The organism is Hymenobacter armeniacus (assembly GCF_014699055.1).
GTDB lineage: Bacteria > Bacteroidota > Bacteroidia > Cytophagales > Hymenobacteraceae > Hymenobacter > Hymenobacter armeniacus.
The window spans coordinates 1-20,230 of the sequence record NZ_JACXAC010000011.1 but is presented as its reverse complement, the minus strand read 5'-3'; the positions used below and the strand labels follow the sequence as shown (position 1 = coordinate 20,230).

At 64.9% G+C, this 20,230-nt stretch carries 16 protein-coding genes and 1 riboswitch; of the genes, 5 read left to right on the top strand and 11 right to left on the bottom strand.

Features of this window, described 5'->3' with window-relative positions; genetic code table 11:
- Positions 1-7 precede the first annotated feature (7 nt).
- Positions 8-1,099 carry an alpha/beta hydrolase family protein gene (locus tag IC234_RS21605; protein ID WP_190928850.1) on the top strand — a complete coding sequence of 364 codons (1,092 nt, stop codon included), beginning with the start codon at positions 8-10 and terminating at the stop codon, positions 1,097-1,099.
- Positions 1,100-1,120: 21 nt separating this feature from the next.
- Here the strand turns inward: IC234_RS21605 and IC234_RS21600 are convergent, their stop codons facing one another.
- The gene (locus IC234_RS21600; protein ID WP_317173429.1) at positions 1,121-3,433 is read right to left on the bottom strand and encodes a B12-binding domain-containing radical SAM protein; all 2,313 of its coding nucleotides are present in this window, start codon (positions 3,431-3,433) and stop codon (positions 1,121-1,123) included.
- A gap of 110 nt (positions 3,434-3,543) precedes the next feature.
- Here IC234_RS21600 and IC234_RS21595 point away from each other — a divergent pair, with 110 nt between their 5' ends.
- A complete protein-coding gene (locus tag IC234_RS21595; RefSeq protein ID WP_190928848.1) occupies positions 3,544-4,044 on the top strand; it encodes a hypothetical protein in 501 nt (166 codons plus the stop codon).
- 27 nt (positions 4,045-4,071) lie between these two features.
- Here IC234_RS21595 and IC234_RS21590 read toward each other — a convergent pair whose 3' ends face one another.
- Positions 4,072-5,784, bottom strand: a complete 1,713-nt coding sequence (locus IC234_RS21590; RefSeq protein ID WP_223827841.1) for a hypothetical protein — start codon at positions 5,782-5,784, stop codon at positions 4,072-4,074.
- A gap of 218 nt (positions 5,785-6,002) precedes the next feature.
- Between IC234_RS21590 and IC234_RS21585 the strand changes: the two genes are divergently transcribed.
- A complete protein-coding gene (locus IC234_RS21585) occupies positions 6,003-6,356 on the top strand; it encodes a four-helix bundle copper-binding protein (protein WP_394354899.1) in 354 nt (117 codons plus the stop codon).
- 71 nt (positions 6,357-6,427) lie between these two features.
- Here the strand turns inward: IC234_RS21585 and IC234_RS21580 are convergent, their stop codons facing one another.
- From IC234_RS21580 to IC234_RS21570, 3 genes are read right to left on the bottom strand one after another with little or no spacing between them, the layout of a single operon-like run.
- Positions 6,428-7,000 (bottom strand): helix-turn-helix domain-containing protein, encoded by a 573-nt coding sequence (locus tag IC234_RS21580; protein ID WP_198978744.1) that lies wholly within the window; start codon positions 6,998-7,000, stop codon positions 6,428-6,430.
- A 5-nt stretch (positions 7,001-7,005) separates the two neighbouring features.
- Positions 7,006-7,365 (bottom strand): hypothetical protein, encoded by a 360-nt coding sequence (locus IC234_RS21575; protein ID WP_190928844.1) that lies wholly within the window; start codon positions 7,363-7,365, stop codon positions 7,006-7,008.
- 54 nt (positions 7,366-7,419) lie between these two features.
- Entirely contained in the window at positions 7,420-8,004 is a 585-nt protein-coding gene (locus IC234_RS21570; RefSeq protein WP_190928842.1) for a thioredoxin family protein, read from the bottom strand.
- Positions 8,005-8,171: 167 nt separating this feature from the next.
- Here IC234_RS21570 and IC234_RS21565 point away from each other — a divergent pair, with 167 nt between their 5' ends.
- Entirely contained in the window at positions 8,172-8,447 is a 276-nt protein-coding gene (locus IC234_RS21565; RefSeq protein ID WP_190928840.1) for a hypothetical protein, read from the top strand.
- An 87-nt stretch (positions 8,448-8,534) separates the two neighbouring features.
- On the opposite strand, the gene IC234_RS21560 is transcribed toward IC234_RS21565, so the two are convergent.
- The 5 genes from IC234_RS21560 to IC234_RS21540 form a co-directional block, all read right to left on the bottom strand.
- Complete coding sequence (locus IC234_RS21560) at positions 8,535-9,572, bottom strand: YncE family protein (protein WP_190928838.1); 1,038 nt, start codon at positions 9,570-9,572, stop codon at positions 8,535-8,537.
- A 27-nt stretch (positions 9,573-9,599) separates the two neighbouring features.
- Positions 9,600-11,546 carry a TonB-dependent receptor plug domain-containing protein gene (locus tag IC234_RS21555; protein WP_190928836.1) on the bottom strand — a complete coding sequence of 649 codons (1,947 nt, stop codon included), beginning with the start codon at positions 11,544-11,546 and terminating at the stop codon, positions 9,600-9,602.
- 177 nt (positions 11,547-11,723) lie between these two features.
- Positions 11,724-11,947: riboswitch (cobalamin riboswitch) on the bottom strand.
- A gap of 15 nt (positions 11,948-11,962) precedes the next feature.
- A complete protein-coding gene (locus tag IC234_RS21550) occupies positions 11,963-12,817 on the bottom strand; it encodes a transporter (RefSeq protein WP_190928834.1) in 855 nt (284 codons plus the stop codon).
- An 82-nt stretch (positions 12,818-12,899) separates the two neighbouring features.
- Positions 12,900-15,359 carry a TonB-dependent receptor gene (locus tag IC234_RS21545; protein WP_190928832.1) on the bottom strand — a complete coding sequence of 820 codons (2,460 nt, stop codon included), beginning with the start codon at positions 15,357-15,359 and terminating at the stop codon, positions 12,900-12,902.
- Between the two features lie 92 nt (positions 15,360-15,451).
- A complete protein-coding gene (locus IC234_RS21540; protein WP_190928869.1) occupies positions 15,452-16,774 on the bottom strand; it encodes an Nramp family divalent metal transporter in 1,323 nt (440 codons plus the stop codon).
- 272 nt (positions 16,775-17,046) lie between these two features.
- Here IC234_RS21540 and IC234_RS21535 point away from each other — a divergent pair, with 272 nt between their 5' ends.
- Positions 17,047-18,033 (top strand): cation diffusion facilitator family transporter, encoded by a 987-nt coding sequence (locus IC234_RS21535; protein WP_190928830.1) that lies wholly within the window; start codon positions 17,047-17,049, stop codon positions 18,031-18,033.
- 91 nt (positions 18,034-18,124) lie between these two features.
- Here the strand turns inward: IC234_RS21535 and IC234_RS21530 are convergent.
- Positions 18,125-20,230 (bottom strand): gliding motility-associated C-terminal domain-containing protein (locus IC234_RS21530; protein ID WP_190928828.1); only part of this gene is annotated, 2,106 nt, incomplete at its 5' end.

Here is a 20,230-nt window from a genome sequence, read left to right as displayed (position 1 = left end):
TTTGCGCATGCTTCTTCCCCCCGCGTTCTGTTCGACCAGCAAGCTGCCCGCCCGCTTATGCTTGTGGCCGGCGCTACTGGGCATGGCGCTGAGCATTGTGGCCTGCCAGCCGGAACAAAGCGCCGACACGCAGGCCACTCCGCCGCCCGTGGGGCATTTTGAAGGCAGCCTCAGCCCAGCCCAGCAGCCCGAGCTACGGGCCGCGCTCGACATCAACCACCCGAGCCCGGGGCACTACGAGGCCGAACTGACCGTACCCGCTGTTGGCACGCTGAGCTTCGTGGCCGACACCATCTTGTTTGCCAACCGCCGACTGACTTTGCGCCGCCCGGCCCGGCCCGGCCACGTGCTCACCCTCACGCAGGACGGGGATTTTTGGCGCGGTACCCTGGCGCTGGATTCGGTCACGATGCCCGTCATTCTGCTGAAGCGCGGGACGCCCCGGCCCCGTACGTATCGGGTTGAGAAATCGCCCGGGCCTAACGGTCCGTTTTGGCTGTTTGCTCCGGCCGATACCAGCACGCCCGGCCCCGCCTTGGTGCTGCTGCCCGATTCTGGCACCTCCCCTACTGCCGCCCTGTGGGCCGACGCGCTGGCTCGAAACGGCATTGTGACGCTGCTGCTCCCCGCCCCCGACACAACCGTATCCAGCGTTGGCTTTTTAGAAAACGCCTTGGATGTGCTGCACTACGCCCCTGGGGTCGACACGGCCAACGTGGGAGTGTGGGCCGCCGGGACTCAGCCCCTAGCATATGTAGGGGGCCTCCCCATATCGCGGAGCCTGAGACAACGGAGAATGCGCCCTAATGATGCGCGCAACCTCCACCTATCGTTTTTCATTGCTCAGAATGCGCAGTTGGACGATGCCAGCCGCGCGGCTTTCCAGAATATGAAGGCGGAGCGAGTGCCGGTGCTGGGCCTGTATGGTGGCGGAAACGCCCGAGCTGCCGCGGCGCTCCAGCGGGTGTTGGGCGGGCGGCGTGGCACCGTGCGCGTGTATCGCGGCACGGGGCCCGATTTGCTGGTGCCGGGCGATGTCAGCCCGAGCTTTGGGGCGGGGCTGCCGGAAGACGTGCTGCAGTGGCTGCCGCGGAAGTAACGGCGGAGGCAAGCCCGGCTTTTATACCAGCAGCAAGCCCTTTTCGCGCAGCAACGCCCAAGCCGGGCTTTGCAGAAATGCTTCGAATGGGCCTTCCGACGTTGGAAAACCGGCCGCCGCGTCCTTGAGCAGCACTTTGGCGTCGTAGTCGTGGCTGAGCTGCGTGAGCAGCTGGTGCAGCCAGCGGCCGGCGGCCTCGGTGGTTTTTACTTCGAAGTCTTCGGCTTGCTCGTAGCAGGTAAGCACGGCGCGGGGGGCTTTTTTGCCCGCTTCAATGCGAATATCGGGGGCGTTGCCGAGCCAGAACAGGCGCTGGTTTTGCCGGGCAAAATCCGGCTTTTCGGGGGCTTGCAGGGCCTGCTGCACGAGGTGGCGCGGGGTGCTGGGGCGCGGCGTTTTGAAGTCGAACCAGGTATGCAGGGGCTCGTCGAGGGCCACGTGGTGCAGGTAGTTGTAGAGCGACTTGGCCAGGCCGGGGCCGAAGGCCTCGTGGTCGGCCCCGAGGGGGTCGTCGTGCCAGAGGTCGTTCCAGGCGAAGCCGGCGGGCGCCGGCCCGATGGCCTGCACCTGGTACTTCGCCGGATTCTTGCCCACGGGCGAGTGGGCGGTCATCGAGAAGCGGTGCCAGTAGCCGCTCTGCACCACACCGGCGGCGAAAAGCTGGCGCACCACTTCCAGGCTGTCGATGGTTTCTTGCGCCGTTTGGGTGGGAAAACCATACATGAGGTAGGCGTGCACCATGATGCCGGCCTGGGTGAAGCCATCGGCCACGCGGGCCACCTGGGCGATGGTAACGCCCTTTTCCATGAGGGCCAACAGGCGGTCGGACGCCACTTCGAGCCCGCCGCTCACGGCGATGCAGCCCGAGGCAGCCAGCAGCCGGCACAGGTCGGCTGAGAAGGTTTTTTCGAAGCGAATGTTGCCCCACCACGTGATGGGCACGCGGCGCTTGAGCAGCTCAATGGCCAGGTCGCGTAGGGCCAGGGGCGGCGCGGCTTCGTCCACGAAGTGAAAGCCGGTTTGGCCGGTTTGCCGAATGATTTGCTCGATGCGGTCGACCAGCAGGGTGCTGGGGGCCGTTTCGTAGCGGCTGATGTAGTCCAGGGTCACGTCGCAGAACGAGCAGCGCTTCCAATAGCAGCCGTGGGCCACGGTGAGCTTGTTCCAGCGGCCGTCGCTCCAGAGGCGGTGCATGGGGTTCAGCACTTCCAGCACCGAGAGGTACTCGGTGAGGGGCAGGTCGGAATAGTCGGGCGTGCCCACTTCGTGGTGCGGCACGTCGGGGTGCGGGTGGTTGATGTACTCGATTCCGCCCGCCGCGTTGCGCAGGAAGGTGCGTTGGAGCTGTCTGTGGTCTATTCGAACGTCATGCTGAGCTTGTCGAAGCATCTCTACCGCTTCGTTGCTATCTGTATTGATTACTTGCGCGGTAGAGATGCTTCGACTGCGCTCAGCATGACGTTCTGTTTGTTCGTTCAAACCACCCAGGTATTCCAGCAGGCGCAGCCAGGGTCCTTCGCCATCGTCCAGGGTCAGGTAATCGATGTAATCGAAAAAACGGGGCTCCTGAATGGTGCGCAGCTCGGTATTGGGGTAGCCGCCGCCCATGATGGTGGCCGTGGCCGGGCTGATTTCCTTGATGTGCTTGGCCAGCCGCAACGCACCGTAGAGGTTGCCGGGGAAGGGCACGGTGAAACCCACCACGTCGGGCTGCACGCGCGCCAGCAAGGGCTCCAGCTCCTCCAGCAGCATGCGGTCGAGCAAGCCGGGGGCGGCTTCCAATTCGTGGTGCAGGGGCTCGAAGCTGGTGGCTGAAAGGGCCAGCTTTTCGGCGTAGCGCGAGAAGCCGAAGTGCGGCCCCACGGTCTCCTTGAGCAAATCGGCGAGGTCTTCAAGGTAGAGCGTGGCCAGGTGGCGGGCCTGGTCGGTGAGGCCCATGGTGCCGAAAGCGGTTTCAAGGTCGGCCACGTGGTCGAAGCGGCTGGCTTCGGGCAGGAAGCGGCCGTGGCAGATGCGCGGGGCCAGCGTGAGGTCCTTGTTCTGCAGAAACCGAATGACCGGACCGATGGTGGCCAGGTAGCGGTGCTGCAGGCGCATCATGCGCCGCGCATTGTCGCTGAGGTCGAACCCGCCGGCTTCAATTTCGGCAAACACCCGCCGCAACCCCTCCACCGAAAACAGCCGCAGCACCAGCTGCAGGCCCAGGTCGGCCTGGGTCACGTCGTACCCTCGCCCGCCCAAAAAGCCCTTGATGTAGGCCGTGGCCGGGTACGGGGTGTTGAGCTGCGTGAGCGGCGGCGTGAGCAGCAGGATGCGGGGCGAGGCAGTAGGCACAGTGGCAAGTAACCCGGCCAGAGCGCCCGGGGTTCATTTCCCGGCAAAGGTCGGAGATAGTGGGCCGGGAACCTTGCGCAACCTTTCCCTGAGAAACGCTACTTTTCTATATGGAAACCTCGCTCCTTCCTTCGCCTGCCGCCCGGCGCACGGGCTGGGTGGCGGCGGCCTTGCTCACCGGCCTGCTGGCCGGCACGCTAGACATCGCGGCCGCCTGCACCCAATACGTGCTGCTGGCCCACAAGCCACCCGTCAACGTGCTGCGCTTTGTGGCCAGCGGCCTCTTTGGGCCAGCGGCCCTGGCTGGCGGGGCCGGCATGGCCCTGGCCGGGCTGGTGTTTCACTACGGCATTGCCTGCGCTTGGGCGCTGGTGTTGTATTGGCTCTACCCGCGGTGGTCGCTGCTGCGCCAGCTGCCGCCCCTGCTGGTCGGCCTGCTCTACGGCGCCGTGGTATGGGCCATTATGAACCTGCTGGTGGTGCCGGCTTCCCGGATTCCGCCGCGGCCCTTCAACCTACCGTCGGCGGCCATGGCCATGGGCATTCTGATGGCGTGCATCGGGCTGCCCATAGCGTGGCGGGCCGCCCGGTACTACGGACGGCGCCCCTGAGCGGCCTCGCCAGCCGTTTGGGCCGGCTCACATCTTCATGCCGCCCATGCGCCCCGAACCCATGCCTTTCATGCTCATCCACGGGGCAGTGAGGCGCAGGTACACCGAGGCCGAAAGCGGCAGCTTGCCGTAGCCCGGCCCTACGTACCCAATTCCGTACCGGTCATTTTGCAAGTTTTGGGGAATGAAATAGCCCGTCATTTGCCCGCCAACGCTCAGTTCGGGGCCGCGCGGGCCGCCCAAGCTGGCCAAGCGGTAGCTGGCCCCCAGCGTAAGGGCGTGAATGTTGAATACCATGTCCAGCGGCTGGTCGGCGGGCCCTGATGCGTAGAAATCCAGCTCCTCGCTGTCTTTCTGCACAAACTCGTAGCGGCCGTAGAACGTGGGGCGGCCCAGCGTGAGGTTGGTTTCGGCCAGCAGGGCGTGCTCCTTGCCGCCGTGGGCTTCGTTGAGGCCCCACACCAGGGCCGAGGCCAGGTAGCGGCGCTCGCCCCAGGTGCGGCTGTGCAACACGCTGGCGGTGGTGCGGGTCACGTCGTCTTCGGGGTGCAGGTCTTCGGGGCTTTTGATGAAGGCGCGGCTCACCTGCAGGGCCAGGCTGCTGGTGGGGTTCCAGTTGAGGCGGCCGGCCCAGGAGTCGGCCCGCGGCCGGTCGAAATCGTAGCGGTACTGGTCGGGCTCGCGGCCCGTGAAGTTGCTGCCCTCCAGCTTAAACTGCTTGTAGCGCACGCCCAGCGTGGCCACCCCGAAGGTGATGTGCGTGGCGTCGGTCCAGTGGTGCGAGAGGGGCGCATCGGGGTTGGGCATGGCCGAGATGCGGTGCATGAAGGCCACCGGGCCAATGGCCGGCTCGCCGGGGTAGCCCAGGTAGAGGCTCACGTCCACGTCCTCGCTCACGGCGTGGGTGTAGCCCACGGTCAGGCCCGAAATCAGGTCGTGCGGGTGCTGCTTGTCGATGAGCGGCTGGTTTCGGTACGACTCGCCGGTCTGGAACAGCAGCGGGTAGCCGCCGCGCGTCTCCGTCAGCGGGTCAAGGCTCACCATCAAACTCAGGTTGAGCAGGCCGCGGGCCCCAATTTCGCGCTGGGCCATGGCCATGCCCCAGTTCGGTCCGTCTATAGCGTTGGCGTGGCCGCGTTTGCCGCTGTTGTTAAAGTTCTGGCTGGTGTAGCGGGCGTAGGCGCCGGCGTGATACATCAGCATCCAGGGGCCCTTGTGCTGCATCCACATGTACATGGGCGTTTCGTCGGGGTGCCAGCTCGTGCCCGAGCCGTTGCGGTTCATGGGCAGGCGGCGCGAGAAGGCGTGGCTCATGCCGCCCATGTGCATGCTGCTGTCGTGGGCCATGCCCATGGCGCCCATATCGTGGCCGCTGCCCGCCATGTTCATGTGGTGCATCTGGCCGGTTTTGGCAGAATCCACGGGCGTGGCGCTGCCCATGTTCATGCCAGGCATCAGGTGTTCGTGGCCGGCGTGCTGGCTGGTATCGGCCGGCGCAACCGGGGCTGTGCGGGGCGCAGGAGCAGCGGCCGGGGAAACCACCGTTTTGCCTTTTTGGGGCGCGGCGGCGGGTTTGGGCGCGGCCGGCCGCGGTTTGGCAGGTGTGGCTTTGGGCTTGGGCTTGGGTTTGGGCTGAGCCGGCATGGGCATGCCCATGTGCTCGTGGTCCTGCGCGGCGGCCGTCAGGCACGGCACGGCGGCCAGTAGCCCGGCCGTTATCAATTGCTTAAGAAATAGCATTGCCTTCAAGGGAAATAGCGAGAATAATCCCTCTTAATACCCCAAAGCGTGCCCGATGGTTGAGGCATCATTTTACCAAAAACCTACAGCATCCCGGGGTCAGCCCCGAATTGTGTGAGCGGGGAAGGCAAATTGTGCACGTCCCGAAGCCGATTTGGCGCGTAAACCAAGAAACGGCTGCTCATCAAGCCTTCCTTATCACCTCATTCCTCACTGCCATGCACATGCCCACTGCTTCTCCCCGCACCCGCCGCGACAACCGCGCCGTGCTCGACGCCCTCAGCCGCTGCATCGCCGCCTGCGAGCTGTGCGCCGACGCCTGCCTCGACGAAAACGACCCCAAGATGATGGTGCCCTGCATCCGCCTCGACCGCGACTGCGCCGACGTCTGTCGCCTTACCGCCGCCTTCATTGCCCGCGGCTCCGACCACGCCCAGCACGTGCTGCGCGAATGCATCGAGATTTGCCAGAAATGCCACGACGAATGCGCCCAGCACCAGCACGACCATTGCCAGCAATGCGCCGAAGCTTGCCAGGCTTGCCTGGAAGCCTGCCGCGCCTACGCGGCATAAGCCGAACTGTAGTAACACAAAAAAAGCGCCTCCCTGGTTGGGAAGGCGCTTTTTTTATGCCAGTCAACTTCCTACGCCAGCGCGTCGAGCGACATGCGCTCGGGCAGCATCAGGCGGCGGAATTCGCTCACCGAGTAGCCCGTCACCTGGCGGAACTGGTTGCTCAGGTGCTGGCCGGAGCTGTAGCGCATCTGGTCGGCTATCTGGTTCAGGGTCAACTCGCCATAACTCAGCAGCTCCTTCACGCGCTCTATTTTCAGGCGAATGAGGTATTTCTCGATGGTGAGGTGAGCCGTGCGCGAAAACACCTTGCTCAGGTGCGAGTAAGTGGCCGCAAACCGGTCGGTCAGGAAGGCCGAGGTGGTGAGCGGCGAGCGCGCCGTGCGCAGGTGCTCCAGGTACTCGGCCAGCGTGGCCTTGATTTGCTCGGTGAGCTGCTCGGCCCGGCCGCGCAGCAGCTCGAAGCCGGCGGCGTGCAGCAGCGGCGCCAGGGCTTCGGGGTCGGCGGGGGTGGTTTCGTCGAGCTCGGCCACGCCCAAGGTGACGGCCTTGGGCCGGTAGCCGGCCCGCTCCAACAAGCTGTGTACGGCCTCCACGCACCGGGGGCACACCATATTCTTGATATGCAGTAGGTTGGTTTTCAAGAGCTTTATCTGATTTCGGGCCGCCGTGAAGCAGCCGGTGAAGAATAAGAACGAGCCGTTGCAGAACCGGCAGCAGTCCGGCGCGGGCGAGGCGCCGGAGTGGAAACCTCCGCCCAGCCGCGCCCGAACCAATGCCCCGTGGCCCACGTCACAAACGGGACCACGGCCAGGAACGTGACCGCCAGCAGCCAGAACAGTACGAGAAAGGCAGAAAAAAGTCGACCAAAAAAATGGTCGCTCACCCCAAACAAATAAACAATCAGCATTAGTGCCAACGCCAAGCTGACGCCGGCCAGCACGCCCACGCGCTGCCAGGGCCAGGCGGCAACGTGTTTTTGGAGGCGACGGCGCAACGGCAGCGGCATACGGCAGGGAATTGGGAGGGTGAAAATAGCGCAAAAAATGCTTGGGTCAAGGCCTTAGCTCAGCAGGGCCAACAATTCGCGCTGCACGGCCTGGCCATTATCGGCCTCGTACCAAGCGTTCATGGTCTTAACTATCTGGTTGGTGTGCAAGGATTTATCGGCGTGCAGCTGATGAGCCAGCGCCTGTGCTTCGGCCGGGCGCGGGCCCCAGTCGCCGAGGTCGGCCCCGGTGGCGGCGTCGCGCCGAATGAGCTTGGGAATGCTGTTGCCGCCGTTGGTTTGGTGGGCGGCCATCAGGGCGGGGTGGTCGGAGCGCAGCAGCACGTGCAGGCTCACGCGGCCGGCACTCATTTCGGCCAGGTGCGCCAGTATGGGCAGCGTGTGGGCCGTGTCGCCGCACCAGGCTTCGCCCAGCACCAGCCACTGCTCGGGGAGGGCCAGGGTGGCGAGCCGGGCCACCAGCTCCGGCAGCAACGGCACGGCGTAGGCGCGGTCGAGGTGGGCCTGGTTCTGGTCGGTGAAGCGCACGAAGGCCGGGTTCTGGTCGGGGCCGCTGGTGCGGCGCTCGGCGGCCAGCGTGCTCACCAGCTGGCGAAACTCGGCGTAGGTGAAGGCAGGCGAAGGGATGGAACTGGGCATCAAGAAGTAAGTGAGGCGAGTGGGGCCGAAGCGCAACTTTGCGCAACCTTGCAGCGGCTCCTGTCGCTACAACCGTACCCCGGGCCTACGGTTCGGGTTGCGCGGCGGGAAGTTATTTTTCTACCTTGCACCGTCGCATCCCTCAACCCCTTCACATTTGCTCTTTCATGCTGTTGAAATCATTCCTCCGCCCCTTCGCTGTGGCTTGCGCCCTCACCGCCACGTTTAGCGCCTGCAGCTCGGGCACCAAAGAAGGCGATACCAACGTGGAACGCGGCTACACCAAGAAAGGCCCCGCCGCCCCCACCGACGGCGTGGCCAACGGCGACTCCGTGACGGCGGGTGTGCAGCGCCCCAATGGCCCGCATCAGCCCACCGGCAAAGAGCTGTACAAAGCCGCCGAAAACGCCAAAGACCGCAACCACGACGGCCTGGCCGACTAACTGCCGGGCCCTCCCCTGCCCCACGAAAAACCCCTGCCCGAACCGGGCAGGGGTTTATTTTTTTGCAGAAAGAAAGGCAGGGCAATGCTAGCGGAACAAGAACGCGTTAGGGCCCACGGCCACGCCAAACGAGTCGATGGGGGCGCCGGCCACGGTGTAGCGAATCACCTTGGCGTCGCCGGTGAAGGTGGAAGTGCCGGCGTAGATGGTGTTGTCCTGCGGGTCGATGCCCAGGCCGTAGAAATTGCGGCGGATGAGGGGCTTCGCCGTCAGGGCCGTGGCCTGAGGGTCGAGCGCATAAGTACCCGTGCCCAGCGACACGTAGATGGTGGAGCCCGTGGTGTTGGTGCGCAGGTTGCCGTTGGTGTAGTCGCTGGCCAAGGCAATGCGCGTTTGCTGCGTGGGCTGGGCGGGGCTGAAGCGCACGAGGAAGTCCTGCGCCGCGCCGTACTTGCTGCACAGCACCCAGATATTGCCGTTAACGTCGCGCACCAGGTTTTTGGGCCCGTCGGGCACGTCGATGCTCGATTCTACGGCGTCGGTGGTGGTGTTAATGACGGTGATTGTGTTGCCGTTGCTGTTGGGCACGTACAGCTTGTTATCCACCAGCAACATCTGCTCGGGGTTCACGCCCACCGTCAGGCGCTTGCCGATGGTGTTGGTGGTCAGGTTCAGCACGGCTACCCGGCCGGCGGAGTAGGCCGGGAAGCTGCCCTGCCACTCCGTAACGTAGGCTTTGGCGGTGCCCGCAGCCAGCAGGTAGCGCGGTTGCGAAAAGCCGCCGATGCCCACCGTGCGCTTGAAATCAGCCAGGCGCACCACCTGCACCGAGTCGGCGCCGTTCACCACGAGGTAGGCGTTGTCGCCCACGATGGTCATGTTCTGCACATACGGGCCGAGGCGCTTGTTGCCGTTGGCCGGCGCATACACGTCGCGCACCACCGTTTTCGTCGATTTGTTGTAGAGGCTGATGGCGCCGTTGCTGGTGCCTTCGTTCACCACGTACACCGCGTTGGTGACGGTGGGCACCTCCGGGCTGATGACTTCTTTGTCGGGGTTGCAAGCCGTTGTCAGCAAGGCCAGCAGGCCGGCGGCGGAGAGGTAAGGAAAGGAATTGCGTTTCATAAAATGAATGTGAATGGATGTTGAAAATCAGCGCCAGGCCACGCGCAGGCTCAGCACCGCCGAGCGGGGCGGCATGGCGCGGCCGGCGTAGGTTTGGTAGCGGGTGTTGGTCAGGTTGTAGCCCTGCACCAGCAGCGTGAACCGGGCCTGACCCACCGTCAGGTGGCGCCCCACGCTGCCCTGCAGCAGGAAATAGCCCGGCAAAAAATCGTTGGCCGACACCGTGGTGTAGCGGTAGCTGCTGAAGCTGCCGCTGGCACTCAGCAGCCAGTGCGTGCGCCAAGTGTGCTCGGTGCTGAGGGTGGCGCCGTGCAGCGGCACGTACGCCAGCTGGGTGTCCAGGGGGTCGTCGTCGCCGAGGTAGCCTTGCTGCTTGTGGGCTTGGGTGAGGGCGTAGCTGGCCCGCACGGCGGCCTCATAGCGCGGCCGCTTCCAATCCAGCGCTGTGCTGGCTTCCAGGCCCTGGGTGCGCACCAGCCGCAGGTTGCGCGGCGAGTAAAAGCCGCCGGCGCCCGGTATCCACTGCACCCAGTTATCGACGAGCTGGCGGTAGGCGGTGAGTTCGGTGCGCCAGTGCAGGCGGGCGGGGCCGGCGGCTTGGTGGTCGTACACGGCGCCGGCCTCGTAGCCCACGCCGGTTTCGGGCAGCAGGCCGGGGTTACCGCCGGGGCGGTAGTACCGCTCGTTGAGGGTGGCGGCGCGGTAGCTGCGCGAGGCGCTGGCTTTTAGGGTGATGGTGTTCGTTTCGGTTTGCCACAGGTCCCATTCGGCGCCGGCGGTGGGCGCCAGCGGCGGGCGCTGGTCGGGCACAACGGCCTGGCGTAGGTTGGCGGTGAGGCGCAGCGTGGGCGTGGCATCGTAGCGCAGCAGGCCAAAGGCCGCCAAGCGGTTTTCCCGGATGCGACTTTCGTAGCCGTCGGCCACTGCTTCAAAGTGCTGCACTTCGCCGCCCAGCTGCAGGCTGATTTTATTTCCCAGCGTAAATGAATGCTCGGTTTGGGCCTGGGTGGTGCTCAGCGTGGTGTATTGCGGCAGCAGCGTGTCGTCGCCGTACACGAGGCGGTCGTGCAGCCAGGCCACGCGCACCGTGCCCTCGTAGCGCCGGCCCAGCCGCTGCCGGAAAGCGGCCAGCAGCCGGGCGCTGTGGTCGGTTTCGAGGCCGTGGCGGTTGGCGGCGCCCAGCGCCGGCTGAATCTGGCGGTTGGCCCCCGTGAGCCAGGCGGCCAGGCTGAGCTGCCCGCCGGTGCCCACCAGCAGGCGCGCATCCTGCGTAAAATTCCATTGCCGGAAAGCCGCATTGGGCTGGCGCGGGGCCGCGGCCCCGTTTTGCTCCGGGCCAAGGGGAAAGTCGTTTTGGGCTTCGCGATACAAGGCAGTGGTGCGCAGGGCCAGCCGCGCCGCGCCGTAGCTGGCCTCCAGGCTGCCCGCGCCCTGGCCAAAGCTGCCGCCCTCGGCCTGCACGCTGCCGCGCAGCCCTCCGCCCAAAGCAGGCTCGCCGCTCAGCAGCACCGCGCCGCCAATGGCGCCGGTGCCGTACAGCGCCCCGCCGGGCCCGGGCTGCACGCGCACCTGCGTATTGCCGCCCACCGAAAAAAGCGAGAAATCGGCTTCGCCCAACGAGGAGAAATTGATGTTGAACCCGTTCCAGAGCACCGCGGTGTGCCGCGCCGACGTGCCCCGAATGCTGATGGACGCCAACTGCCCCGGCCCGTAGTTTTTAAGGTAGAGCGGCGCGCGGGCCGCCAAAGCTTCGGCCAGCGTGCCGGTGCGGTACTGGCTGAGGGCCGCCGAATCGAGCACCAGCTGGCGCGTGCCGAGGGCGTAGCGGCTGGGCTTGCTGCCGGCCACCGCCACGTCGGGCAGCCGGTGGCTTTGCCCGGTAAGGGTATCGGCCGCGGCTTGCCCCTGGGCCGGCAGCGCCCGCGCCACGGCAATGGCCGCGGCCAGCAGCCCGGCCAGCCGGCGTGTGTGCAAAAGGGCAACTAGCATCCGAATCAAATTCTCGGTTAAGAAAATTCGATTCAAAATCCGGCGTCAGCCCGCTTCCTGAAAGAAGCCGACCAGCGTCAGACCGAGGCCGAAAAACAGGGGTAATGAGGCCACCCGAGGGCGGCCGCTGCTTTCTTTCTCCATTCGTCCTCCGCGAATGCTGAACCTGTGAACGCCCGGGCAGGTCTCCTGGCTTGCTCCGCCGAGTGGGCCGCCTTCCCATTCCTGGCCGATTTTTCACGTGAAAAACCGGCGCCGAACAGTGGCATTGAGGCCCACCCCGATGTGGAGCGTACAGTTGCGGGGACAGCTCCGGCTTCGTACCGGATTCCCTTTTCAGCCGCGCCCCGCGATTGGGGGTTGGCACCTTGGCGGGGCAAAGATAGGCAAGGGCGCGGCGTTTAGCGGCGGAAGGTGAAGCCCACGAAGTACTCGTGGTCGCTGAGGCGGTTCAGGGCCAGGTGGGTGCCGAGGTCGAGCTGCAGGTTGGGGGTGAGCTTGAAAATGGGGGCAATGTTGGCCGACGCCTGCCAGCGGCGCTGCTCGGTGTTCCACATGGCCACGGCTTCGGTCACGAGGCCCAGCTTCTCCGTGAAGTCGTATTCCAAGGCGGTGGAGGGCACGAAGCGCAGGTAGCGCTGGTCCTGGTCGCGGTCGTAGTTCAGGTCGGTTTCCAGCTGGGCTTCGAGGTTGGCTTTGTCGCTGAGCTCGATGTCGACGGGCAGCACCACGCCGTATTCGGGGGCGCCCTCTCCTACCGCGCCGCCGCTGGGCAGGCGCACGTAGCCAATCACGGCCATGGCAAACTTGCCCTGCTGGTCGTCGCCGATGAAGTTGTGCTTGACGCGCAAGGTGAGGTCGCCGAAGCCGGCGTGGCGCTCCTCCCAGTCGGTGGCCTCGGTGGCGCGCTGCTTGGCAATGGCGTAGAGCGGCACTTCCAGCTGCAGGTCGGTGCGGCGGCCGAGGCCGAACTTGAGCATGGTGTAGGCCACTTTCAGCTCCCGTTCGCGCTGCTCATCGCCGGTGCCGCTGTTGCGCAGGCGCAGCAGGTCCATTTCCACCTGGGCATGGCCGGCATCCACGGTAAACGGGCTTTCGGTAATGCCCGGGCGGTCGGGCTGCAGCTCGCGCAGGCGGTCGCGCGGCACGGGCTTGCGCCAGCTGAAATGGGCCGAGTCGTAGGGCGTGGGTTTGTGGTCATTCTGCGCCCAGGCGTAGGTGGGCAGCAGGATTAGCAGCCAGAAAAAGTGCTTCATGCGGCCGTCTACGCAGAAAGGCCCGGGCGGTACCGTTTCCGCATCATTTCTTCGGCCCAGGCCCACCCCAGCCGGTTGGTTTCTAAAACGGCACCAGCACTTTCACGCCCACGTTGCGGCCGGGGTTGTAGATACCCGTGCGGCCGGTGGGCGAGCCGGCGTAGTATTCGAAGTACTTCAGCCGGTTGAGGTGGGCCTGGTAGGCCGTGTCGAACACGTTATCGACCTGCACGATGAGCTGCGCCACGCCGCGGCCGGCGCGGTTGGTGTAGGTGGTGCCCGCGCCCAGGCCCAGCAGCGCGTAGCCGGCGGTGGCAGTTTCGGTGTTGTCGAGGGCGTAGAAACGGTTTTGGGCCGCGCTGCCGTCCACGGTGGCCCGGAAGTAGGTACCCGTGAGCCGGCCGGTGTGCGCGGGCAGCGTTGCGCGGAGTTCGGTGCGGGCCCGCAGCGGCGGGATGAGGGGCAGGTAGCGGGCGGCGGCGGCCAGGTGCTCGGGCGCAGTCGAGGCGGCGTTTTGGCCGTTCACGTAGGCCGCGCTGCTGTTCCAGGCCAGCCAGGGCAGGGCGGCCGGGCGCCAGCTCAGGCTGGCTTCCAGGCCGTAGAGACGGGCGGCGGCCTGCTGAAACTGGTAGGTAGTATTCCCCGGCACGATAATGACCGGCTGGCCGGCCTCGTTCAGCAAGCGGCCCTGGTAGATGAAGTTCTGCACGTAGTTGTGGAACAGCTCCACAGAAGCGTCGAGTTCGGGCTGGTGCCAGAGCACGCCCACGTCCTGCTGCCAGCTGAATTCCGGCTGAAAGCCGCGGTTGCCGAGGTACACGATGTGGGCGCCGGGGTCGAGGCCGTTGGAGCCGATTTCGGGAATGTTGGGGGCGCGGTAGCCGCGGGCCAGGTTAGCGCGCAGCGTGAGGCGCTCGGTGGCCACGTAGCTGGCCCCCAGGCTGGCCGACACGCCCCGGTAGCGCTGCCGAAACGCCGGAAATTGCAGCGCGGCATCGGGCGTACGGGGTCCGCCGGCACCATCGAAACCGGTGGCGGGGTTGGGCGCCACGTAGAAGTCCTGCCACGTCACCAGCCGGGTGTCATAGCGCATGCCGCCGCTCACTTCCAGCTTGCCAAAGGCCTTCTTCAGCAGCACAAAGCCGCCGGCGTCCAGCAAATCGTAGTTAGGAATGGGGAAATCAGTGGCGTTTTGGTGGCGGTTGAGTTGGCCCATGCCATTGCTGCCCAGGCTAGCTTCGAGGCCGTGCCAGGTGGGCAGGTGGTAGCGCACGTCGTAGGTGTAGGTGGTAAGGCGCAGGGCCAGGCCCGCCTGGGCCGGCGCCGTGGGGTGGTTGAACTCTTCGCGCTGGTTTTGCTGCGCGCCCAACAGCAGGTGCAGCTCGCCGCCCCCCAGGCGCACCTGCGTTTTGGTGAACACCCGGTAGTGGCGAATGCGCTGGTGCAGCGGCGCAATGGTGTAGGAATGCAGGTCTTCGTCGCTTACCAAGGGCCGGTTCTTGATGTCGTCCGTCCTGCTCTCAAACACCTGCCTTGTGAAGCGGCGGCTGAGCGAGTCGCGGCTGCCGTCGGGGATTTCCTGGCGGTTGTCGTAGAGCGTGAGGTACCAATGCGAGCTGCCCCAGGGCTTGCTCACGCCGGCCATCCCAGTCAGGGTCAGCTCCCGGAAACCGGTGTTGTACACGGGGCCGTCCACGCTATTCCGATAGTCGCGCGCCAGGCGGTGGCTGGCCCGGAAGCTGGTTTGAAAGCCGTTTTTCTGGTAGTTGATTCCCAGCGAATTGCCCACCAGGCCGTTGTTGGACTGATACTCGGCCAGGGCGTCGCCGTGTAGCTCCCCCTCGGGGCCGCTGGGCAGGGCGGGCAGCAGGTTCACCACGCCGGCCACGGCGTCGGAGCCGTAGAGCAAGCTGGCGGGGCCTTTCACCACTTCCACCCGTTCGATGTCGTAGCCATCCACTTCCACGCCGTGCTCATCGCCCCACTGCTGGCCTTCCTGGCGCAGGCCGTTGTAGAGGGTCAGCACGCGGTTGTAGCCCAGCCCGCGAATGAAGGGCTTCGACACGTTGGGGCCCGTCGTGACGGCACTCAGGCCCGGAATGCCGCGCACGGCGGCGTCAATCACATTGGTGTTGGCGTTGAGGCTGATTTCGCGGCGGCCCAGCGTGGCAATGGGCACGGGGCTGCGCCGCACTTCGGTGGCCCGGCTCACGCCCGTCACCACCACATCGGCGAGGGCAGCCGCCGCGGGCGCCAGCGTGAACTGCACGTCCGTGGCGGCGCCCGTGGCCACGGTGGCGGCGCGCGTGGCCGTGGCGTAGCCTACCGCGCTGGCCACCAGCCGCGCCGGACCAGCCGGCACGGCGGTTATCTCAAACCGGCCATCCCCGTCGGCGGTGGCGCCCAGGCTGGCGGCCGGCAGCACCACGCTGGCATACGGCACGGGCCGCCGCTGCTCGTCGCGCACGGTGCCGCGCAGCGTGCCCGTTTGGGCGCACAGCAGCCGGGGCAGCATCAGCAGCGCAAGTAGCAAGTGTTTCATGGCCCTCCGGAGTCATTGCCCGGGTTTAATGATGTGCTTCATCCACAGTAGAGCAAGCGTAGCAACTGCTCACTGTTTCTTCCTTCACCGCTCTAGCCCACAGCAGTTTGCCAGAGCAGGTAGGCATTCAGGGCCAGAATGATGGCCGATACCGACCACGCCAGCACGCGCACCACGGGCCGGTTCACAAACACGCCCATCTTGGCCCGGCTGCTGGTGAATAGCACCAGCGGCACCACCGCAAAGCTGAGCTGCATCGACAGTATCACCTGGCTGAACACCAGCAGTTTTTCCGTGCCGCTTTCGCCGTACACAATGGCCACCACCAGGGCCGGCACCACCGCCACCAGCCGCGTGATGAGCCGCCGCACCCAAGGCCGCAGCTTGAGGTCGAGGAAGCCTTCCATCACAATTTGACCCGCCAGCGTGCCGGTCAGGGTCGAGTTCTGCCCTGAGGCCAGCAGCGCCACGCCGAACAGGACGCTGGCCGCGCCTGCGCCCAGCACCGGCGCCAGCAGCTTGTAGGCGTCCTGAATCTTGGCCACCTCATACAACCCGTGGTGATGGAAGGTGGCCGCCGCCAGCACCAGAATGGCCGCGTTGATGAAAAACGCCACAAACAAGGCCACCGTCGAGTCGATGGTGGCAAACTTGATGGCCATGCGCTTGCCGGCCTCGGTCTGCTCAATGGCCCGCGTTTGCACGATGCTGGAATGCAGGTACAGGTTGTGCGGCATTACGGTGGCGCCCAGAATGCCAATGGCCACGTACAGCATGCCCGGCGTGGTAATGACTTTGGGCTGCGGCACCAGCCCGTGCGCCAGGGCCACCCAATCGGGCCGCGACACAATGATTTCGTAAAGAAAACAGCCGAAAATGAGCACCGTAAGGCCCGCCACGATGCTTTCGATGATGCGAAAGCCTTTGTTCTGAAAAAACAGCACCACCAGCACGTCCAGCGTGGTGAGCACCACGCCCCAGGCCAGCGGCAGCCCAAACAGCAAGTTCAGGGCAATGGCCGAACCGATGACTTCGGCCAAATCGCAAGCCGCAATGGCGATTTCACACAAAATCCACAGCATCAGGCTAATGGGCCGCGAGTAATGGTCGCGGCAGGCTTGGGCCAGGTCGCGCCCGGTCACGATACCCAGCTTGGCGGCCAGGTGCTGCAGCAGCATGGCAAACAGGTTGGAAACCAGCACCACCGACAGCAGCGTGTAGCCGTAGCGCGAGCCGCCGGCCAGGTCGGTGGCCCAGTTGCCGGGGTCCATGTAGCCCACGGCCACCATCAGGCCCGGCCCCCAAAAGGCCATCAGCTTGCGCCAAAAGGAGGCGTCGGCTCCCGGCACCTTGATGCTGGCATACACCTCGCTCAGGGAATTGGCGCGGCGCGGATGACGCCAGCCGGCGTCCATGGGGTCGACTTTGGTATCGGTGAGCGTGGAAGGTGGCACGGTAAGCGGTTGATTCAATACAAAGTTAGTATATTTTTAGGGCAGCCTAAAAATTATTTTCGACCGCCTTAAATACAGATTTTCCCAGAAAAGGTTTCGTTACGCGGCGCGAATTATCCGCCCTGTCTGGCGTGTTGCCGCCGACTTGGCAATTGCTCTACGGCCGTTGGCGACGCGGGGTGGCCTCACTGTTGCCGTTGGCTGCCCGACCTTTGCCCCGAAAACCGCCTTGCATGAATCATTCCACCACCAAGCGCCGCTTTGGCTTGCTGTCCCTTGTGGTCAGCGTCGGGCTGGTCGCCGTTAAGTTCTACGCCTATTATCTCACCCGCTCCCAGGCCGTGCTCACCGACGCGCTGGAGAGCATCATCAACGTGTTTACGAGCGGCTTTGCGCTCTACAGCCTCTACCTCACCAGCCTGCCCAAGGACGAAAACCATCCCTACGGCCACGGCAAAATCGAAAACCTCTCGCTGGGCTTCGAAGGCGGGCTGATTTTCATGGCCGGCGCCTTCATTCTCTACCATGCCTCGCGCGGGCTGCTGCACCCCCACCCCGTGGCGCGGCCCGATTGGGGCGTGCTGCTGCTGGCCAGCACCGCGGTGGTCAACCTGGGCGTGGGCCTGATGCTGGTGCGAGCCGGCAAGCGCCTAAAATCGGTGGCGCTGGTGGGCGACGGGCAGCACCTCTACATCGACGCCCTCACGTCCATTGTCTCGTCGGGGGCACTGGTGCTGGTGGCGGCCACCGGCATGGTGCGGTTCGACTCCGGTGCAGCGCTGCTGCTGGGCGGCTTCATTCTGGTGAACGGCTGGCGCATGCTCCGCCGCTCGGTGTCGGGGCTAATGGACGAAACCGATACGGCCATTGTAGCCGAGGTCATCGCCGAGCTGCAAGCCCAGCGCCGGGCCCCCTGGATTGACGTGCACAACCTGCGCGTGCAGCGCTACGGCGCCAACCTGCACATTGACTGTCACATGCAGATGCCTTATTATTTCACCCTCGAAGAAGTGCATTCTCAGCTGTTCGACATCGAGGAGCTCATCAAAGAACGGTTTGCGGTTGATGTAGAAATGTTTGTGCACGCCGACCCCTGCACGTTTGCAGCCTGCTCGCTGTGCCTCATGGCCGAATGCCCGGTGCGCATGCACCCCTTCCGTCACCAAGTGGCCTGGAACATTCAAAACGCCATCAAAAACGAACGCCACCGCCTCGCCTAATAGCCTCACGGACGCATTCACGACAAAACAAAAAAGGGTGCCGCGAATATCGCGGCACCCTTTTTTGGTGGATGCGGAAGGTGAGCAGCGCTTAGCGCACCACTTCTACCCAGCCTTTGGTTTGCACACCTTTGTTGTCGGTGAGCAGGTAGTAGTACACGCCAGCGGGCTGGTTGTCGCCGCCCCAGTTGTTGGCGTAGTTGGATTGCTCGTACACCTTACGGCCCCAGCGGTTGAAGATTTCCAGCTTGCTGGTCGTGCTGTTGACCGACGAGATGCGGAACAAGTCGTTCTGGCCGTCGCCGTTGGGCGTGATGATGTTCGGCACCTGCAGGTCGGGCACGAAGACGATGCGTTCGGCCACCAGCGTGCCGCAGGGGTTGGCCGAGCCGGTCACCGAGGTAGTGAGGCGCACGCGGTAGTAACCGGCCTGGGTCAGCTTCAGCGGGGCCGGAGCAGCTGCCGTGCTAAAGTTCACGACGGGGTCGGCCACAGGAGAGTTGCTCAAGTCCTTGAAGCGCTGGTACGTCCAGGCATAGGTGGTAGGAGCACCGGCCGCGCCCACAACCGGCGTGGTCTGGTTGGTGAAGGTGAAGGTCACCGGCGGACGGTTGTTGTACTTGCCAGCCGCGCCTGTCGAGTCAGCCGCGAACTTGGCGGTGATGACGGCCAGGCCCAGCACTTGCACAGTGGAGGTAGCGGTGCACGCATAAGGCGATGCGCCACGGGCAGTAACGGTGTAAGTATTAACACCAAGTGCCGTGGGGGTCACGGGAATAGTAGCGCCTGTATTGTTAGGGGCGGTAATACCCGGGCCGCTCCACGTATAAGTGTAGGTGTCATTGAGGTTGCTGCCGGTGCCGGTGGGGCGGGTGGCAGTGGCCCGCAGCGTTACTTGAGCGCCGATACAAGCCGACGGTACCGAAGCAGTGGCCGCTACCACGGGCTGGGGCACCACGCGCACCACAATGGAAGTGGTGTCGCCGCAAGAGCCCTGAGCAAAGCCCAGCGTGGGCGACGCCGTGAGGCGGTAGCGGGTCGTTACAGTGGGGCTCACCACAATCTGCTGATTGGTGGTCACAGCGGGCAGGCCGTTGCCGCCGGCATTGGCTACCGACCACTGGTAGGTGTATACCTGGGCTTGCGTGGTGTTGGTGGCGATGCGGCGAATCGAGTCCGGACGAACTACGCCGCCCTGCAGCGTGAGCGAGCCACCGGGGCAGATGGCATTCGAGGCCGGCGTGGTGTTGCCGATGCCCGTAGCACCCACAATGGCCGAGGCCGTGGCCACAAAGCCTTTGTAGATGCGAATTACCACTACGCGGTTTTGCACGCCCTTGATGGGACAGTTGTTGTCCTCCACGCGGATGTTGAGGCGGATGGTGCGGCCGAGCGTGGTGGGCGAAGGCTGGAAGAAGAACACGCCGCGGGGGTTGGTGGTGCCATTGCCGGTCAGGCTGAAGGTGCCCACGTCGCCCGAGTCCAGCAGGTTGGGGTCGGTGTTGATGTTGGCCGGCAGCGTCACGGTCAGCAGCTGGTTGGCGCTGGGCGTCTTCAGGTTGTCGGGGTCGGTGAAGTTGAGTTCCACACGCGAGTAGTTGCAGGTCCGCACGTCGATGCGCGTGGTATCGGTCGTGTTCACGGTCTGGGTACCCGACTTGGGCGTTACCGGCGTGGCCGTTACGGGGTTGGGCGTGGTGTTCGGGCCGCAGTTGATGACGATGATGTTGGCCTCGCGGCGCACGGTGCCGATGACGCGACGCACGCCGTTGATGCGGCGGTACTCGGTTATGAGCACGGCAATTTGGTACTTGTTGTTGCCCGAGTTCGGTAGAGCCGTGGCGTCGAATACGCCCGGTACAAAGGACAGGGTGCGGGCCTGCTGGTTGAAGGTAAGCGTGCGCACCACCCCGGTCTTCACAGGGCAGGTACCCACCGTGTCGAAGCCGAGCTGGATGGGGTTAGTCGGGCTGTAAAGGCCAGTCGGCAAGCCCGGGAAGTCATACACGCAGAGAGGATTCTGACTCAGAATTTTGGTCACGCGCGCGCTGCCGGGAAAGGTGTTGTAGGTAACGGGGGTGCCGCAGGCGCGGAGAGGAGCAGCCAGGGAGTACACCACGGAGTCGCCGTCGGGCTCGGTGGCCGAGTAGGTGATGGTGGTGTTCTGCTTCCAGCACACGTACTGAATCGGAATGTC

Excerpts from the sequence above, each read along its gene's own strand:
- IC234_RS21540 (WP_190928869.1), bottom strand. The coding sequence starts at position 16,774 with ATGGACGCCGGCTGGCGTCATCCGCGCCGCGCCAATTCCCTGAGCGAG.
- IC234_RS21585 (WP_394354899.1), top strand. The coding sequence starts at position 6,003 with ATGCACATGCCCACTGCTTCTCCCCGCACCCGCCGCGACAACCGCGCC.
- IC234_RS21545 (WP_190928832.1), bottom strand. The coding sequence starts at position 15,359 with ATGAAACACTTGCTACTTGCGCTGCTGATGCTGCCCCGGCTGCTGTGC.
- IC234_RS21590 (WP_223827841.1), bottom strand. The coding sequence starts at position 5,784 with ATGCTATTTCTTAAGCAATTGATAACGGCCGGGCTACTGGCCGCCGTG.
- IC234_RS21550 (WP_190928834.1), bottom strand. The coding sequence starts at position 12,817 with ATGAAGCACTTTTTCTGGCTGCTAATCCTGCTGCCCACCTACGCCTGG.
- IC234_RS21570 (WP_190928842.1), bottom strand. The coding sequence starts at position 8,004 with ATGCCCAGTTCCATCCCTTCGCCTGCCTTCACCTACGCCGAGTTTCGC.
- IC234_RS21575 (WP_190928844.1), bottom strand. The coding sequence starts at position 7,365 with ATGCCGCTGCCGTTGCGCCGTCGCCTCCAAAAACACGTTGCCGCCTGG.
- IC234_RS21535 (WP_190928830.1), top strand. The coding sequence starts at position 17,047 with ATGAATCATTCCACCACCAAGCGCCGCTTTGGCTTGCTGTCCCTTGTG.
- IC234_RS21595 (WP_190928848.1), top strand. The coding sequence starts at position 3,544 with ATGGAAACCTCGCTCCTTCCTTCGCCTGCCGCCCGGCGCACGGGCTGG.
- IC234_RS21565 (WP_190928840.1), top strand. The coding sequence starts at position 8,172 with ATGCTGTTGAAATCATTCCTCCGCCCCTTCGCTGTGGCTTGCGCCCTC.
- IC234_RS21605 (WP_190928850.1), top strand. The coding sequence starts at position 8 with ATGCTTCTTCCCCCCGCGTTCTGTTCGACCAGCAAGCTGCCCGCCCGC.
- IC234_RS21560 (WP_190928838.1), bottom strand. The coding sequence starts at position 9,572 with ATGAAACGCAATTCCTTTCCTTACCTCTCCGCCGCCGGCCTGCTGGCC.